The organism is Clostridioides sp. ES-S-0005-03 (assembly GCF_020658455.1).
Lineage (GTDB): Bacteria > Bacillota > Clostridia > Peptostreptococcales > Peptostreptococcaceae > Clostridioides.
The window spans coordinates 273,768-292,366 of record NZ_JACVWI010000003.1 but is presented as its reverse complement, the minus strand read 5'-3'; the positions used below and the strand labels follow the sequence as shown (position 1 = coordinate 292,366).

The following is an 18,599-nucleotide window of genomic DNA, read 5'->3' as shown; positions in this document are numbered from 1 at the left end:
CCTTTGTGCATTTTGGTACACGTTGCCAATTCACCTACTCTTTTACAGCATTTTCAAGCTCAGTCTTAAAATTTAAAAACCATGCTGAAAAATTTTCATTATTATTAAATTGTGCTACTGCATTCTCTTTAGAGGTTCCATTTTTTATTAATTCATTTATTTTATTTAAATCTTCTTTAGCTTTATCAATCATTGAATACTCAAGGATTTGTCTGGCTTTTGTCCCACCATCAAATGCTTTATTAGTGTACAACTTACAACTATTAATCTGTTCAATAGATGAAACAATTGAACTTTCCACTTTACTTGATACCTTTAAATCGTCTTTATTCATAACATCCTTTATAACATCCAAATTATTTGTTTTTTTCTTTACTGGTAGATATCCAGAAGCAATAGAGAATTTTACATTAGACTCTTTATCTGTAAACCATTTTAAAAATTCTACTGATGCATACTCTTCTTCTTTAGTAGATTTTGTTACAGCCATTCCTGCCCCTTGTTGTACAGCATATTTTTCTTTATCTTTAAAACGTGGAGCTTGAAAGACAGATGTCTCAATTTTATAACTCTCATTATCATTTAACATTACTTCATCTGGAAAATATGATGCTCCTGAACTAGAGCCAACAAGAGCTAGTATATCTCCTGTTTTTGCATCATCAGAACGGAACTTACCATAAGATGCAAAATATCCATTTATATATGGGACATAAAAATTATCCCATAATTTTTTCATAACCTTTTCATCAAGATTCAATGTAACTTTTCCATCTTTAACTGAAAAAATTTCTACTCCTAACTGCTTACTTCCTATAATAATATAATTTGCTAGAGCATCTCTTCCAAAAAATGCTTTACCATCATTAGGCTCTTTTGTTAAACTATCTGTCCATTCATAGTATTTCTTTGATGTCTCTACTAATCCTTCAATTGTTTGTATATCATTTATATTTGAATTTGTTGCTTTGGCAAACTTATCCCAATCTGTCTTATTTAACATCAAAATCTCAGTAGACTTTGCAATCGGAAAAAGCTTAAGTTCGTTATCAGAATTTAGTCTACCTTCATCTACATATTCTTCTATATACTCATTTAATTCATCCTTACTTATGTACTTATCAATATCTACTAGTAGTTTTAATTTATCCATTTCATATGCAGTATCTGAGTACGCTGCAAAAATATTTGGAACATCTTCAGAACCAACCTTTTTATTAGCAGAATCCAGCACCTTTTCAGATAAATCAACTACATTTCCCTGACTAAACGCTTCAACAATAATTCCTTTTTCAGCACCTACAGTGTCATTAAATTCCTTAACTAGCTTATCAAACGCCATTTTTTGCTGTCCATTATAATAATGCCAAATTTCTATTGATGTCGGATTTTCTGGATCTAGTTTATAACTCTCTTCCTTTTTCAAATCACACCCTGTAAGTAATAAAATAATCATTGATGTGATAATTAATTTTACAAATCCACTCCTATTCATAAAATCGACTCCTTCAAATGTATAAAATTTATTATAGCATTAAAACCGTAACTTAATTACTTATATTAATTATAAAATATTTACTGATATATTTAAATAGGACTAACAGTATATTTAAAAGCAACTAGAAAACAAATGATTACAAATATTGAAAATATACCTTTAGCATAATTCTTCTCTCTAAATGCACCAAATGATACCAAACCTTGTTGAATAGCCACTGTAATTACTAAAAGTGTCATTATTATATTAAGCTGAACTAACTTAAACAGATAAAGTAAAGAAAATATTACTAAAAGAACACATAATACAATACTAGATTTATTAATAATAGTAGTAATCTTATCTTCTTTTTTATGTTGTTTATTAGATTCTTTTAACTTCTCTTTATTTAAAGTTTCAACCTTTTTATTATACCTTGCCCTTGTTTTATCTTTATATTTTGTGTTTTTATTCTTATTACCCATTTATTTACTCACCTTTGATATCAATTTTAAAATTGAGTCCTTTCATAATTTAAATATTATATATTTAAGATACCATATATTTATCACAAAAAGGTAACTTACTAATCATCTATTTTTAATTTTCGCATAAAAAAGCTATCCCTTATTAGAAATAACTCTGTATTGAGATAGCTTATTTAACTATTTATTTTCTCCAACATTTTCTACATCATCGAACTTACTATCAACCAAGACTATATCAACTCTTCTGTTTTTTGATTTGCCATCTGGAGATGAATTGTCAGCTATTGGTCTAAATTCACCATATCCTACAGCAGACAACTTATTTGGTGCAATACCTGCACTATCAATAAGAAGTTGGACAACATTGGTTGCTCTCATGACTGATAAATCCCAATTAGATTTAAATTCAGAATTTTTTATAGATAGGTTATCTGTATGACCTTCTACTCTTATATAACTATTCATTTCATTTAACATCTTACCTATTTGAATAATCTTATCTCTAGAATCATTTATTATAACAGCTTTTCCAGTATCAAATAATATAGTATCTTTAAGGCTTATTACTAGTCCTCTATCTTGAGCTTTTAATGATACCGAATTTGCCAATCCACTTTCATTTAAATACTTTTGAATATTTTCACCAACTTCTTTAAACTCAGGATTTTGTAAACTATCTAGATTATTATTGTTTTGGTCAACTACTGGTTCTATTTTATTTTGTCCACCTTCAATAACTCCAGATGAACCACCAAATGCAGAACTTAGGGATTGAGATAATTGTTTATATTTCTCTGCATCAACATTACTCATAGAATACATTATGACAAAGAAAATCATAAGTAATGTTATGAGGTCTGAATAAGTTAAAAGCCATCGCTCATTATTTTCTTCTTTTTCGTCTTCATCATGTAACATAAATATTCCATCCTTTTATATTATTCAATTCTACCATCAGCTTCTCCAAGTTCAATTAATTCTTTTGAATTCAAAAATATCTTTAATTTTTCTGTCATTAAATTAGAATTATCTCCCTCAAGTATAGATAGTATCGCTTCTATCACTAAAAGTCTTTCATTAGTTTCTTGCTGATTTATAGCTTTAAGCTTTGATGCTATTGGTAACCAAATTAAATTGGCGGAACCAACACCGTATAAAGTAGCCAAAAACGCTACAGATATCTGAGGTCCAAGTGCATCTGGATTACTCGAAAGATTTCCTAAAATATGTACTAATCCCATAACTGTACCTATGATTCCCAGTGTAGGTGCATACCCTCCTGCTGAATCGAATATTGCTATTCCTTCTTTATGTCTTTTTGATGTTATTTGTATTTGAGATTCTAATATATTTCTTATTGTAGCTGCATCAACGCCGTCTACCATAAGTTCAAGACCTTTTCTAATAAATGGGTCCAATTCATCATTTTCGCTTATTTCTTTATCAATACTAAGAAGACCTTCTTTTCTGGCCTTGATTGCAATTTCTTTGAAATAAACTATGTTTTCTATATTGTTAGGCTTTTTATTTTTAAAAGCTAACAACATTATCTTTATGGACTTTTTGAATACAGGAAATGGTGTTGAAGCACCAACAGCCCCTATAGTTCCACCAAAAACAACAAGTGCTGATGAAAATACAAATAAGGCTCCAATGTGTCCCCCATCAATAACGAAAGCAACCACTAAAGATGCTATTCCCACTATAAAGAAAATTAAAGTTGTCATATATTACCTCCTTTCTTTAATTATGTCTGCTAGGTTGTTTTTATTAATAGACATTACAAAAAAGACTACCTTCAACAAGGATAGCCTTTGATAATTGGCGGAGAAGGAGGGATTCGAACCCTCGCACCGGTTACCCAGCCTAATCCCTTAGCAGGGGATCCTCTTGAGCCACTTGAGTACTTCTCCTTATTTCTATGCAATTAAATTATATAATAAAATTATATTTTAGTCAATTAATTTATGAAATTTAAGGTATTTTAAGTCATTAAATATCTATTTTCACTTTTTTACTTAAATGTAAGTTTGAAATATGGTAAAATTATCTTGCATAACGCTTATAATATTATTTACTAAATATACACACATTAACATATAGACATAAATCCTTAATTCATCATAAGTTATGCTTAAAACTAAAATAATATTAATCCAAGGAGGATTTTCCATGTTACCACAGGAAAGATATGAGAAGATTTTAAGTATTCTCGAATCAGATAATATAATTAAAATAAATGACATAGTCCAAATGTTTAATATATCAATAGAAACAGCACGAAGAGACTTAGCACATATGGAAAGTATTGGACTTTTAAAAAGAGTTTATGGTGGTGCTATACCAGTTATAGCAAGTAGCGTAGAACTTAACTATATTAAAAGAAAAAAAATAAATTCAAATGATAAAAAACAAATTGCTCTTAAATGTAGTGAGTTTATAAATACAAATGACACTATTTTTATGGATACTGGAACTACTGTTCTTGAAGTTGCAAAAAGTTTAAAAGACAAAAAAAACTTGACTGTAATAACTAACTCAATTTTGGTTGCAAATGAACTTATGAATACTAATATAAAAGTATATGTACTTGGTGGATATCTTAGAGAAACTGAAGGTTCTTTTTCTGGACCACTTACATTAGCAGCCATTGAACAATTTAATGTTGATAAGGCAATTTTAGGTGCTGGAGGCATTACACTTGAAAATGGTATTTCTGACTATCATTTAGAAGAATCACTTGTTCGAAAAAAAATGATTGAAAGGTCTAGAAAGTCAATAGTAGTTGTTGAGCCACCTAAGTTTGGAATAAATTCATTTGCTTCTGTTGCTCCTATAGAGCATATAGATACTATTATTACATCTGCTAGTATAGACCACGACATAATTATAGAATTTTCTCAAAAAGGAATACCTTTAGTCATAGCTGATAATTAGCTTATATGATTGCTTTTTAGTTCCTTATAAAATATCATTGATTAAAGTTAAGGAGCCAAATAATTATTTATTTAGCTCCATTTATACCTAAACTATACAGTGTCTTTACTATGTCACTATGTCTTTTTTTATTTACCTTATTTTTTTAACTTAACTCTATTTTTTAATTTAGCTTAACGCTTACTTTAACATTAATTCTTTTATACAACCTCTTTTTTCATTTTACTACTTTGCTCTTCTTCTGCTGTTAAATCTTTTGTCATTACCATAGCAAGTGCAATCGCCAATACTCCACCAACTAACTTTCCAATTACAACAGGTGTAATCATCTCTGGCACTACTCCTGCTGTAAATCCTAGGTGATCACCTAGTGCTGCTGTTGCACAAACTAACCATGCTGTATTTACTACTTTTCCCTTTGGGCTCATGTCTTTCATCATTTTATACACTGGAATACTATTAGCTAAAGTGAAAACTAATCCAGCTGCACTTGTTGCATCCATACCTAATTTTCCACCTATTGCTGTAAGTGGTTTATTTAAAACTTTAACTAATAAATGTAGTATAGGAAAAGTACCCAATAATACTATTGCAATACTTCCAATTACTTGAATACCTTCTCCTATAGGTGTCATTCCTTTTATAAGTACTACCCCTGTTATTTCTTGAAATGCTGCTGTACCTAATCCTATTGTTATCAATATAGATATAATTTTTCCAAAAACTAAAGACCCATTTATCATAAGTGTTGAGTTTACTTTCAGACCTATTGCTAATATTACTGCTAATATTATTACTGGCACCATATTTATAATCACCATTGATAAATTAAATCCTGCTATCATTCCTCCTACAATCCCTCCAAAAGGTATTGTTATTAATCCTATTAATAACCCTTTTGCAAAAAATGGTCTGTCTTCATACTCTATAAGACCTAATCCTACTGGGATTGAAAATACAAGTGTACACCCAAGCATTGATGATACAACTAATCCTGCAAGCATCCCTGCTTCTTTATTGTGTGCAAGTTCCATCGCTAATGGATATCCTCCCATATCATTTGCTAATATGGTTGCAAACATAGATGGGTCTGCTCCACATAAATTGAATATTGGTATTATTACTGGTCCTAATACATTTGAGATAACTGGAGCTAAACAAACTATACCAACCATCCCTAAAGCTAGTGGACCCATTGAATTAAAACCTTCTTCGAATTGTTCACCAAGACCAAATTTATTTCCAATTATCCTATCTAATGCTCCTAAAAGCACCCCTACAGCCATTATATATAATATAACTTTATCAAAGGGCATATTTAATTCCTCCTATACATGTAAATACTATGTTGTACTTTAATTAGCACACATCTTTTTGGTATCGTTTTCCCAATTCATAGCTCTTTTTACTGCTTGATTCCATCCAAGCAAAATTTCTTCTCTTTTTTGTTTTGTCATATTTGGAGTGTATTCTTTACTTATTGTAAACTCATTTCTAATTTCATCAATACTATTCCAAACACCACAGGAAAGACCTGCCATATATCCTACTCCAAGCACTGTTGTCTCAGGATTTTCTGCAATTTCAATTGGTATATCTAATATATCGGATTGAAACTGCATTGTAAAATTATTTTTTGTAATTCCACCATCCACTCTTAGCATTTTTATATCCTTTCCTGAAGCTAAATTCATAGAGTCAACAACATCTTTGACCTGAAGTGCAACAGATTCAAGAGTAGCTCTCACTATATGCTCTTTCTTAGTACTGCCTGTTATACCAACCATTGTACCTCTTGCATATTGGTCCCAATAAGGTGCTGCAATCCCTGCAAACGCTGGAACAAAATATACACCACCAGTACTTGGTATTGAGTTAGCCATATCATCAGTTTCTGAGTAATTTTTTATAACTCCAATTCCATCTCTAAGCCACTGTATTGCAGCACCTGCTATATATACTCCGCCATCATAAGCATATGTAATTTTGTCTCCTATTTTCCAAGCAACAGTTGTTAATATACCATTACCCGCTATTTTCAACTCTTCACCTATATTCATATATAAGAAACATCCTGTCCCATAAGTATTTTTAACCATACCTGGCTCAAAGCATCCATTTCCAAATAGAGCTGCTGGCTGGTCAACCATCGAAGCAGTAATTTTTATTGATACACCACAAAATGCCCCTTTGTCTGTAGTCCCAAAATCACCACTTGTAGGCATTATATCCGCTAAAATACTTCTAGGAACTCCTATAATATCAAGTAATTCTCTATCCCAATTCATATCTCTTATATTAAAAAGCATGGTTCTTGCTGCTGTAGAAACATCAGTTAAAAAAGACTTTCCTCCTGTCATTTTCCAAATTAACCAGCTATCTAATGTTCCAGCAAGTACTTCTCCATTTTTGATTTTTTCTTTTACACCTTTTACATTATCTATTATCCATTTAATTTTTGTCCCTGAAAAATAAGGGTCTATGATTAGTCCTGTTTTATCTATTATCTTATTTTCTAATCCTGGTATATTCTTTAAATTTTCAACATAATCATAAGTTCTTCTGCACTGCCATACAATTGCATTGTATAATGGCATACCTGTATTTTTATCCCATAGCATTACTGTTTCACCTTGATTATCTATACCTATTCCCTTTATATCACTTTCATCTATTCCACTTTTAAAAGCTTGTTGTAGTACATTATTACTTACAGTTTTTGTGTTATTCCAAATTTCTATAGGGTCATGTTCGACGTATCCAGATTGTGGATAGATTTGAGTATGCTCCATATAATCACTAAAAACAAACTCTGATTTTTCATTTATTAATACTGCTCTTGTTCCTGTTGTTCCTTGATCAATTGCTAATACATATTTCACTTTAAGCGTCCCCCTTTATTTTCAGAATTAATAGATTTTTTATTATTTTTTGAATATAAAATCTATTCAACTTATTTATATTCTATATCATCTTGGGGATTTATACAATATTTATTACAATATTTTTTGTATATTTTTACTTTTTTTGATTGTTAAAGTATTTTAATTAAAATATTATTGCAATATTATTAGTTTTATTCTATAATCTAGTTAAATTAACACATAAACTTTTAATATATGCACATAAACAGTCATCATAAAATTTAAATTAAACTTTAAGGAGGATTTGCAATGAAAAAAACATATCTATTTAGTCCTGGACCAGTAATGGTTACAGATAGGGTTAGAAATTCACTTCTTCACTATGATATATGTCATAGAGGAAATGAATTCATGAATTTATTTAAAGATACACAACAAAAAATCGGTAAATTATATAATGCAACTTCTGATTATTATTCTCTAGTTGTATCTGGTTCTGGAACATCTGTAAATGAATGTGTATTATCTTCTATATTTGATAAAGAAGATGCTGCTTTATTAGTTAGTAATGGTGTATTTGGAGAAAGGCTAGAAGAAATATTATCTGCTTATAGTGTTAAGACCTACAAACCAGACTTTAAATGGGCTGAATATCCAGACTTAGATATTTTAGAAAAATACTTACTTGAAAATCCTGACATAAAAGTAATTGCTATGGTATTTCATGAGACTAGTTCAGGAATGATAAATCCTGTACCTGAATTAGGAAAACTTGCAAAAAAATATAACAAAATATTTTTTGTTGATGCAATAAGTGCATCTGCTGGTGAATACATTGATGTTGATGAGTTTAATATAGATATAATAACAGGTGTTGGTGGTAAAGCCCTTGGGGCATTTCCAGGCTCTGCATATCTTTGTGCTAAAGAAAGCGTTTTACAAAATATTAAAGAAGGTCAATGTAAAAATGTGTATCTTAGCCTTTACAAACATTATAAGCTTGCAAAATCATCTTCTCAAACACCAAATACACCTAATGTCACTTTAATATTTGCTCTTAATGAAGCTTTAACTGAATTTTTAGAAGATGACAGTAAGATAGAAAGATATAAAGAATGTTCTGCTATTTTAAGAAATGGTATGGAGGAACTAGGTCTAACATTTTTACTTCCAGATAAATATATGTCTAATACTGTTACGTCTGTATTTCTTCCTAAAGAAATTGATATAAATAGATTTATATTAGAACTAGAAGAAGAAAATGGTTATGTGGTATATCCAGGAAAAGGCAAATTTCTAGATGATAATATGTTCCAAGTTGCAAATATGGGAGAAATTTATCCAGACGATTGTTATAAATTCCTTGATATTTTAAAATCAAAGCTAGAAGTTAAAAAAGCCATATAAATATCTCAAGACCATAAATAAAAAAACTATATAAATATCTCAAGTTAAACTAGATTATGGTTTGTAAATAACAGCTATCTATAAATAATCACTCTATATGAACATATTCAAAAATATACTTGAACATTAAATATAGCCAGATGTTGTTTTATATTTTTTTATAAGGGTGAACTCTAATATGTAAAGTTCACCCCTATATGAAAAATTTATTTTTATACAATTCTTTTTATATTTAATTCTTTTATATTTTTGATACAATTCGGCTATTTAACTGTATAGATTGTTATAAATTTAAAATCTATACATGATACTATATACTTTTAAATCTGATTCTTTTTTTAATTAAAGGCTTTAAATATTACTTTTCAAGCTCATCAAAGTAATTATATACAATAACTTCACCTGTTTCTTTATCTGTTGTCTTTATAATCCCTTTAGCTCCATTTACCTCTTCTTTTGTGAATTCATCGTCTAGTACAACTTTAAATTTATCTTCATTTCCATATCCTTGCTGAAACTCAGCTCTTAAAATTACATTTTTTTCAGCTTTTGGTTTTAATTCAAATTCAATTCCTGATTTCATTTCAGCAAAATAATTTAAAACTACAACCTCATTATTCATTTTATTAGTTGTCTTTATAATCCCTTTAGCTCCATTTACTTCTTCTTTTGTAAATTCATCATCTAGCACGACTTTGAATTTATCTTCCTTTCCATACTCTTCTTGAAATTCTTTTTTCATTTCACTGTACTTAGTCTCAAATTCTTCACTCCTGTTTAATTCCATAGCTGATACATTTATCAGTGACGTCCCAATAGTTATTATTGTTAATGCCATGACCATACCAGTTTTTAATTTTTTTAACTTCATATTTTACCTCCTAAATTAAATGTTCTTAGTGAAATTATATAAATAAAAATCTAATTTTTACAGTTTAATTCTTGTAACTAAAATTACTATTATGTAACCAAACTTTTTAATTTAACTATTCCTTAAAACCTAATTTTTTGGGGAATAGTTGAATTAAAAAAATAAAATTTTTAAACTTTTAATGAATCTAATAGTATATTTATCGAACTTAATAAATTTTATTTTTAATAAAGTAAAATTTATCATATATCTCAAACCTACTTATTTACCAAAAATACTACATCCAAAAAACTAGTCTCACTATATATTTCATTGATAGTTTACTCATTTTTGACTTATAAAATCCTATAATCAATATCCAAATAAATTAGTTGAAAATTCAAAGAATATATACCCCTATTTAGTATATATTTTTATATATTAAAAAAAAGTTTTAAATAAAGTTATATTTTTTGCAACAGTTTTGTAATTAAAAACATATTGAAGCTAAAATTAAATGTACTATATACTATAAATATGTCGACAAAATAAATTTATAAAGGAGAAAAACAGGTGAGAAAAAATTTACTAATAGCAATATTGTCTGCTATTTTAGTGTTATCAAGCATACTTACAATCTTTGCATATTCAACTATTAAAGATAATAGTAGATTAGTATACTCTAACATAATAGATAGAAAGATAGAAAATCAAGTGAAAAATGTATTAGAAAAAAATAAAATAAATAAGAAAGATATTGATATTTTTATTAAATCAGTTAGGAGCTACAACAAACTTCAAATTAAAATACTTCAAAACAATGTAAATATATCTAAGTCTGGATATAGTTCAATTAACACAAAACAGGTTCCATACAATTTAGATAAATTACAAAGTAACTGGATGGAAAAGTTTCCTAACTATATGGATGTAAATTGTAGAATAACAGCATTTAGACTTTTTAAAGATTTCATCAACTCAAAAGAGAAGTTTACTGGAGATTCTATCGATTTAAGTATTGATTTAGATACTATAATGAATAATAGAGATGCAAAATTTAACTCAAAGGATGTAGAAAAATTTATTAACTTTTTCTCTGCAATACCAACTCAAGACACAGATGATATAAATAAAAATGCAGAACAAATAAAAAAAGAGTGGAAAAAAAGAAAAATATCTTTTAAAGATAATAAAAATATGTCTATTATAAGTGGCTTTCTTCGTTATCCAGAAACTAAAAATGTATTTATAGGTCATACAGGTATATGTATCAAAACTGATAAAGATATCTTATTTATAGAAAAATATGGTTCTACATCACCTTACCAAGTTACTAAGTTCAAAAGTAAAAAAGATGTGAAAAATTATATGTTCAATAGATTAAAGATGTCAGAAGGAAATGTAGAATTACTAGACCCAATAATAATGGAAAATGATAAACTTATGCAGTAATATCTCTAAATACTAAAAGCACTTTATGATTGTTAAGATAAGTAAAAATAGGCTATATCCATGAAAAAATATTAATTATAAAACTTTCATACTGAACAAATCTATAAATATTTTTCTAATTTAACAAAAAGACTGTAAGTAGATTTATTTTACATAAATCTACTTACAGTCTTTTAAATAAATACTTTAAAAATATAAATTATCATAACTTTAGGATTATAATATATATATCTTTATCCTATATCATAATTATTTATTTCCTCTGCACAGTGAGAATCTGAGCCAAGGACTAATGGAATATCATATTTTTTTGCTAATTCTAATAAGTATCCATCTACATAAGGCTCTTTACAATATTCTTTTCTGTTTCCAGAAACATTGTAATCAAGTTCATATCCTTTTTCTTTAACTAGCTTTATTAATTCTTCAAGAACTTTATTTCCTTCATAATTATATGGAAATACTTGATTAAACTTTCTAACTAAATTTAAATGACCTATTCTCTTTGGTTTATATGTACCTAAATCAGCATTTACAGCTTTTATTAATGTTTCATAATACTTATTATAAACAGCTTCAATGCTTCCAAGCTTATCAATCAGATTTTGAAACTCTTCTACACTATAGTCCACACAACAATAGGCACCATCAATTTTAATTATATGTACTGATAATAGAGAATCCTCTAATTCATCACCATATTTATCTAAATTGTTTTTTATGCCTTCTTCATAACCTTCAAGAAAATCTACTTCCGCTCCTACATTTATCTTAATTTTGCTCTCATATTTTTGCTTGAAATTTTTAACATCATCAAGGTAATTTGATAAATTTTCAGGATTCATGCAACTATCATTTTCAGGTGCAGGGTCTTGAAATCCATTTGGATATGGAAAATGCTCTGTAAATGTCATTTCTGTTAGACCAACATCAATTGCCCTTTGTATATATTTTTCAAAATCATCCTTACTTCCATGAGGACAATAAGGTGAATGTATATGACCATCTTTCATAACTAATTCTCTCCTTTTATTAAATTGAACTACTCCTCCTTAACTATCTCCAGTAATATTTGAAGCCGAAGATATATTAAATAACTCAGTTTTATAATAAATTTCCTCATTAAAGTATAGTACATACTCATTAGAAATTTCAATAATTAAATATAAATAAGGCATAAAAAATCGCCTATATCAAAATATATAAGCGATTTTAACAATCATATTTACATATGTTTTTTAGCCTCTAATAACATTTTATTTGCTTCTTCCATACATTCTATAGCTTTTTCAATACTCTTTGCAGTTTCTTCTTTTCCAATAGCTCTAGCCTTTTCTACCCATTCTCTAAATCCTTCTTCATGAGTCTCATTGTGATTTATCCAATGTACTAAAAGTATTTTTAAAGTTTTCTCATCTTTAGACTCTGATGATTCTTCATGATTATGTTCGTGGTCATGGTCATGAGCATGGTCGTGTGGATGTTCATGGCACATATCTCCATGAGTATGTTCATGGCAATGGTCGTCATGGTCATGGTGCCCATGGTGGTATCTTATAATCTCTCTATCAAACATCATTAGTTATTCCCCCTGTTATTTTATATTAAATTCTTTTTTTATAACATTAACAGAATCTTTTACAAGTAGTGCTAATGGTTTACCTTCTAATCCAACTAACTCTATATTTTCTGGCATAATAGGTAAAAGTATCTTAAGTGCCTCACTATCTGCAATAGCTTCACTTATATTACAAGTGACTTCCCCCATCATAGAATTAGGTATTATTACAGAAATAGGTGCAACTATTATATTGGCTTTTCTAGCTGATACTACTATAGCATTTTCCCCTGTAGCTCCTTTATTAGCATGAGCCTTCATCATAGAACTAGTTGCTATAGAATTAGTTCCTAGTGCATAAATTTCTACATATGTAGGTAATTCTTCTCTCAGAGAAGAAACTATCTGGGCTCCTATACCTCCACCCATTCCATCTATCACTGCTATTATCATATGAAATTCCCCTATTAATTAATTTTCTTGTATTATTATCTTATGGTCCATCAATCTTATTTCTTTAATTATTCCATCTATTATTTTTTGTTCTCCTAATAAATCAGTTAAATAAATCTTTCCATCACAAGGGTCTATATTAACCACATTCTCCATAACCTTTTCTAATTCATTGTTATTCTTACAAATGAAAGCTGATGATTCACACATATAAATCTCCTCCTAATATGATTTTTATTAAAAATCAAAAAAAGACTTCCTCAGGTATTTCAATACACCAAAGAAACCTTCATGATTTCAATTTTCGTATATTATTATACCTTAAGTATATCACTTTAATTTACTTAAAGTCAATTAAAGTTAACGCTTTTTATTATACTCTTCATCCTTGTATTTTTTATATAATTCTTCAGCTAATTGCTTTTCATAATCAGTCAAGTCTTCTTCTACAAACTCAACATTAAATTGACTAGCCAGTCCTTTTATTAGATTAGCTTGTAGAATATCTATGTCTATTTTTTTACCAATTTCATTCTCTATTCCACTGGCCTTTTTAGCTGTGAATTTCATTGCTCTTTCTTTTAGTTCTGGTGTTTTAGCCTTTATTAATTTAAACAATTTTTCTACATCAAAATCCATTATTATTGAACCATGCTGTAACAAAACACCGTCTTTTCTACTTTGAGCACTTCCAATTACCTTTTTATTATTAATAGTAACTTCATATGATGCATGTGCATTAAAGCATGCAGCTGATAAATTTTCTCTACCTATTCTCTCTCCACTATTTAAGTTATCTGTTTCTATACCACTTAAATTCAATCCTCTAACTAAACCTTCACTTATATATCTATAAGATAGATTTATACTTTTATCAATTAAAGGATTATCTTCTCCTATAATTATACTATAAGTTAGCTCATTATCATGTAATACAGCTCTTCCTCCTGTGATTCTTCTGACATAGTCTATATTCATGCACTTACACTTATCTAAATCTACCTCATCTTCAAGTTTTTGAAAATATCCTACACTCAAGCAAGCTGGCTTCCAAGTGTAAAATCTAAGTGTTGGCTTCACACATCCTTTTTTATATGCAGTAAATATAGCTTCATCAATTGCCATATTCATTGCACCATCATATGATTTATTATGTATAACTCTCCACTGATTCATGATTATTACGCCCCAATCTTTAGTATAAATATATTCAAGAAATCATTTACAGATTTAGTTCTCTTATAGCCAAATCTATCTCATCTTGATTTAAAGGTCTTGAATAATTATATATAGTACTTCCTGGTCTTTCATTATAATATGGTCTATTACAATCCTTACAACCTCTTATCTCAAAAGGGTAACCCCTGTTTATATCTGATACAGTCTCATCATCAAGTTTTATATTTTCCAAGTATCCATTTTTGAATTCAAAGTATTCTTGTGAATAACCTTTATTTATCATATAGGACATTAGCTGTACTCTTCTGTAACTTTCTATATTTGGTTGACTTATTTTTTCCATTTTAGTTCCTCTAACTGGAGTAAACGCAAATAAACTAATAGTTATATTGTTCTTCTTTAAATAAGTATATAGGTTGTATATGTCTTCATGACTTTCTCCCATACCAACAATTATATGTGTGCTGATTTTATTAGGATATAACTTTGACATTTTTGTTATAAAATTCAATTTTTCATCATAATTATATCCTTTTATTTTTTCATATAAGTCTTTACTTGCTGCATCTATCGCTATTCCTATTTTATCTACTCCAGCAGAAAAAAACTTGTTTATTTCTTCATCACTTTCTAATTTTGCAGACAATGAAATAGGCATATCTATTTTACCATTTATGTAATTTATAAAATCTAAAACAGATTTATGTGCCTCTTCACTTGCCATTGATTGTATACATATTCTCTTTATATTTTTCCCGTTATATGCTCTCAAAGCATTCAATATTTCCTCTTTAGAATACTCTGGCCAAACTACTCTTGATAATTTATCTTTTCTAGTACTGCTTTCTATTGATTGAGAACAAAAACTACATTTGTTTATGCATTTTTCCCCAATCATTATATATGCTGTAGTAGGAGGTATATCGCTTTTTTTATTTAATATTCCAAGTTCTATTGCTGTCCCTGATGATAATCTAATCATAAAACGCAACACTCCTTACATTCAGTTATTGTCATATTCATATCTATAGCCTTATTCTTAGCAGATTTTGATGGAAGAACTATTCTATTAACTCCACACATTATAGCTAATTGGTCTAGTTCTTTTCTATACACACCTCTAGGTCTCATACAACCTAGGTTAATCTCGGTATTTGGTAAACTAATTCTAGCTTCACATAAAACATCTGTTACTTCTTTCAAATTAGGAGGTTCTACATCTTCATATTCAGTACCTTTTGTAGGAATAAGAACTATAAATGTCAGTTTATTAGGAGGATTTTTTTGTAAGTATTCTATAATCTCATACTCACCTTTTACTTTTCCTCCTTTTAAACCAATACATATATGTGGTGCTACTTCTGTATTTTCTCTTATTGTATTGTAAGCTTTAATATAATCTTCTTTGCTTTTATCCATTTTATAAACTTCTTTTATAGTTTCTTTATCGAATACCAAGTCGAAAGAAACTATATCTAAATACTTACATAATTCTATAATACTCTCTTTATCCATAAGCCCTAAATGAGCATTTAATCTGTATCCTTGTTCCTTTAACTTTTTAATGGTCTGTATATGGGTATTTATTGGGACATCACCTTCATAACTACAACCACCACTTAATAAAAAACTAGTTATATTTCTTGATTTAACTTTTTCTTTATAGTCCTCAATTGGTATCATATTCTCTAAATAATGACCATTACAATGAGCACATTTAAGACTACACTTATTACTTGTAGTACTAAGAGCTAGAGTCTGATTCGGATAAGCAAACTCTATCTCATTTCCGAAATTTCTTAATTTAATGTCAAACGCAGTTCTCATTTTCTCAGACAAATCCTTATACATAATTTAATCCTCTACATTTATGTTTTTATGTTTTAATGCTCTACCTATGCATCTATATTTTGATATTTTACTCTTCTAGTAGTTGCTTTGCAGTTGGGAACTGCTCTATATTTGTATGTGGTAAGAAGCATGCAGAAATAAATTCGTCCATGTAACTTGGATAAACACTAAGTTCAACATAAGTTATTTGTTTACCTATTTCTTCAAGTTTATTTTTGGCATCTTTACTTATAAGAGCCAAGTAAGAACCTACAAGTGAACTATTTCCTATATAAGTAAATTTCTCTCTATCGATATCAGGAAGTAATCCTATAATTATTGAATTTTCTATATCTAGGTTATTTCCTATACCACCTGCTATATAAACTCTATCTAATATACTAAAATCCATACCCAAGCTATCTACAAGAGTATATGCTCCTGAATATATAGCTCCTTTAGCTCTAATAAAATTATCTATGTCCACTTCATTTACTACTATATCATTTTCCAAATCAAATTCTTCTTTAAATGCTAATACATACTCTCCTATTTCATGTTCATTAAATCTGACTCTCTTATTATTTAAATCTCTATATATCTTACCTCTTCTATCTATTACACCCTTAGTAATCATTTGGCAAATTAAATCAATTATACCAGAACCACATATACCAACTGGTGCACATTCATCTATTATTTTTAATGTAGGCTCTAAAGTTCCTTTATCAATAGCCACCTTCTCTATTGCTCCTGCTGATGCTCTCATTCCACAGCTTATGCCTCCACCTTCAAATGCAGGACCTGCTGAACATGCACAGCTCATCATATAGTCTTGATTTCCAAATACTATCTCTCCATTGGTACCTAAGTCTATAAATAAAACATTTTCTTCACTTGACCATATACCAGCTGATAATACCCCTGCTGTTATATCTCCTCCTACATAACTTGCTACAGATGGAGCTAAGTACACATATGCACTATCATTTACAAAAAGACCTACATTTTCACCCATAAGTTTTGGAGATTTTAAAAATGGTGGTATATAAGGTTCTTGTCTTAAAAAGTCTGTATACACCCCTAAGAATAAACTTGTCATAGTTGTATTTCCAGCAGCTACTAAAGTGACTACATCCTCCTTATTTATGCCATTTCTTTCATATAATGTTTTTAATAGAGGATTTATAGTTTCATCGACTATAGCTTTGTGTAAAGTTTCTAATCCATTTTTCTTAGTCGAATATATAATCCTATTTATAACATCTGCTCCATATTTTATCTGAGCATTTCCAGATGATGCTTTATCTACTACTTCTTTTGAATATAAGTCTACTAAACATACAACTACCGAAGTTGTACCAATATCTATTGCAACTCCATAAAGAGAATTTTCCTTATTTCCTTCTTCTATATTTATGATTGTAAGTTTCTTTTGTTTTTGAACATATGTTATTGTAACTTTGAAATCGCTCTTTCTAAATATCGTTGGCATCTTTCTAAGTATATCTAATCTAAAATCTATTTCATTGTATCCCAGATGATTTCTAACATGTCTTTCTAATCTATCTACATCACTTATATTGTCATCTAAGTTTGGCTCTTCCATTTCTATGTATTTCTTTTTTATATTTGTCTTAAATTGTAAGTTATGCTTTTCTATTATTTTTTTAGCTCTCTCAAAAATTTCTCTATCTTTTTGTTTATTGCTACCTTCAATCTTCATACCATGCATAGAAGATGATACTTTAGAAGGAACTTCAATTTCTATATCTGAGATTACTTTTGTACAACAAGCTAATATATAACCTTGCTCCCATTCGTCATCTGTTATATGTCTCGTTTTTTCTGTATCAACCTTACCTTTTAACAACTTTACCTTACATTTACCACAAGACATATTTCCATTACAAGGAGCATCTATAAATATATCAGCATTTCTTGCAACTTCTAGCAATATATCCCCCTCATTACAATAAACTTCTTTATTGTTTGGCATAAAATTTACCTTTATCATGATATCCCTCCCAATTTGTTCTATATATTATAAAAGGAAAGTATAGCTAAATTTGCGTGCACTCAAATTTTACTATACTTTCCCCAA

18 protein-coding genes and 1 tRNA gene are annotated in these 18,599 nt (G+C 28.8%); 3 read left to right on the top strand and 16 right to left on the bottom strand.

What is annotated here, in order from left to right; all coding sequences use genetic code 11:
• Window positions 1-34: 34 nt before the first annotated feature.
• From IC218_RS14050 to IC218_RS14030, 5 genes are all read right to left on the bottom strand, one after another.
• A complete protein-coding gene (locus IC218_RS14050) occupies window positions 35-1,495 on the bottom strand; it encodes an extracellular solute-binding protein (RefSeq protein ID WP_227824731.1) in 1,461 nt (486 codons plus the stop codon).
• A gap of 92 nt (window positions 1,496-1,587) precedes the next feature.
• Window positions 1,588-1,962, bottom strand: a complete 375-nt coding sequence (locus IC218_RS14045) for a hypothetical protein (RefSeq protein ID WP_227433426.1) — start codon at window positions 1,960-1,962, stop codon at window positions 1,588-1,590.
• A gap of 180 nt (window positions 1,963-2,142) precedes the next feature.
• A complete protein-coding gene (locus IC218_RS14040; RefSeq protein ID WP_227433427.1) occupies window positions 2,143-2,883 on the bottom strand; it encodes a flagellar motor protein MotB in 741 nt (246 codons plus the stop codon).
• Between the two features lie 20 nt (window positions 2,884-2,903).
• Window positions 2,904-3,692 (bottom strand): flagellar motor protein, encoded by a 789-nt coding sequence (locus IC218_RS14035; protein ID WP_227433428.1) that lies wholly within the window; start codon window positions 3,690-3,692, stop codon window positions 2,904-2,906.
• 95 nt (window positions 3,693-3,787) lie between these two features.
• Window positions 3,788-3,878, bottom strand: a tRNA-Ser gene (locus IC218_RS14030).
• A gap of 259 nt (window positions 3,879-4,137) precedes the next feature.
• Here IC218_RS14030 and IC218_RS14025 point away from each other — a divergent pair.
• Complete coding sequence (locus IC218_RS14025) at window positions 4,138-4,902, top strand: DeoR/GlpR family DNA-binding transcription regulator (protein ID WP_227824730.1); 765 nt, start codon at window positions 4,138-4,140, stop codon at window positions 4,900-4,902.
• Between the two features lie 200 nt (window positions 4,903-5,102).
• Here the strand turns inward: IC218_RS14025 and IC218_RS14020 are convergent, their stop codons facing one another.
• Window positions 5,103-6,218, bottom strand: coding sequence for an ethanolamine utilization protein EutH (locus IC218_RS14020; RefSeq protein ID WP_227824729.1), 1,116 nt, complete (start codon window positions 6,216-6,218; stop codon window positions 5,103-5,105).
• A gap of 39 nt (window positions 6,219-6,257) precedes the next feature.
• Complete coding sequence (gene glpK, locus IC218_RS14015; protein WP_227433431.1) at window positions 6,258-7,784, bottom strand: glycerol kinase GlpK; 1,527 nt, start codon at window positions 7,782-7,784, stop codon at window positions 6,258-6,260.
• Between the two features lie 291 nt (window positions 7,785-8,075).
• Here glpK and IC218_RS14010 point away from each other — a divergent pair, with 291 nt between their 5' ends.
• Window positions 8,076-9,173 (top strand): pyridoxal-phosphate-dependent aminotransferase family protein, encoded by a 1,098-nt coding sequence (locus tag IC218_RS14010; RefSeq protein ID WP_227824728.1) that lies wholly within the window; start codon window positions 8,076-8,078, stop codon window positions 9,171-9,173.
• A 358-nt stretch (window positions 9,174-9,531) separates the two neighbouring features.
• Here IC218_RS14010 and IC218_RS14005 read toward each other — a convergent pair whose 3' ends face one another.
• On the bottom strand, window positions 9,532-10,044 hold the full coding sequence (locus IC218_RS14005) for a hypothetical protein (protein WP_227824727.1): 513 nt from the start codon (window positions 10,042-10,044) through the stop codon (window positions 9,532-9,534).
• A gap of 552 nt (window positions 10,045-10,596) precedes the next feature.
• On the opposite strand from IC218_RS14005, the gene IC218_RS14000 reads away from it, so the two are divergent.
• A complete protein-coding gene (locus tag IC218_RS14000) occupies window positions 10,597-11,475 on the top strand; it encodes a DUF4300 family protein (RefSeq protein WP_227483000.1) in 879 nt (292 codons plus the stop codon).
• Between the two features lie 233 nt (window positions 11,476-11,708).
• Here the strand turns inward: IC218_RS14000 and hisJ are convergent, their stop codons facing one another.
• The 8 genes from hisJ to acsV form a co-directional block, all read right to left on the bottom strand.
• Complete coding sequence (gene hisJ / locus IC218_RS13995) at window positions 11,709-12,488, bottom strand: histidinol-phosphatase HisJ (protein WP_227824726.1); 780 nt, start codon at window positions 12,486-12,488, stop codon at window positions 11,709-11,711.
• A gap of 212 nt (window positions 12,489-12,700) precedes the next feature.
• Window positions 12,701-13,054 carry a zinc transporter gene (locus IC218_RS13990; protein ID WP_227433436.1) on the bottom strand — a complete coding sequence of 118 codons (354 nt, stop codon included), beginning with the start codon at window positions 13,052-13,054 and terminating at the stop codon, window positions 12,701-12,703.
• 15 nt (window positions 13,055-13,069) lie between these two features.
• Complete coding sequence (locus IC218_RS13985; protein WP_227433437.1) at window positions 13,070-13,486, bottom strand: DUF3842 family protein; 417 nt, start codon at window positions 13,484-13,486, stop codon at window positions 13,070-13,072.
• An 18-nt stretch (window positions 13,487-13,504) separates the two neighbouring features.
• Window positions 13,505-13,696, bottom strand: coding sequence for a CooT family nickel-binding protein (locus IC218_RS13980; protein ID WP_227433438.1), 192 nt, complete (start codon window positions 13,694-13,696; stop codon window positions 13,505-13,507).
• Window positions 13,697-13,846: 150 nt separating this feature from the next.
• Window positions 13,847-14,662 (bottom strand): biotin/lipoate A/B protein ligase family protein, encoded by an 816-nt coding sequence (locus IC218_RS13975; protein WP_227433439.1) that lies wholly within the window; start codon window positions 14,660-14,662, stop codon window positions 13,847-13,849.
• Window positions 14,663-14,708: 46 nt separating this feature from the next.
• On the bottom strand, window positions 14,709-15,647 hold the full coding sequence (locus IC218_RS13970; RefSeq protein ID WP_227433440.1) for a radical SAM protein: 939 nt from the start codon (window positions 15,645-15,647) through the stop codon (window positions 14,709-14,711).
• Window positions 15,644-16,516, bottom strand: a complete 873-nt coding sequence (locus IC218_RS13965) for a radical SAM protein (RefSeq protein ID WP_227433441.1) — start codon at window positions 16,514-16,516, stop codon at window positions 15,644-15,646. Before IC218_RS13965 ends, IC218_RS13970 begins: the two co-directional genes overlap by 4 nt.
• A 67-nt stretch (window positions 16,517-16,583) precedes the next feature.
• On the bottom strand, window positions 16,584-18,512 hold the full coding sequence (gene acsV, locus IC218_RS13960; RefSeq protein WP_227433442.1) for a corrinoid activation/regeneration protein AcsV: 1,929 nt from the start codon (window positions 18,510-18,512) through the stop codon (window positions 16,584-16,586).
• Window positions 18,513-18,599: the final 87 nt, after the last annotated feature.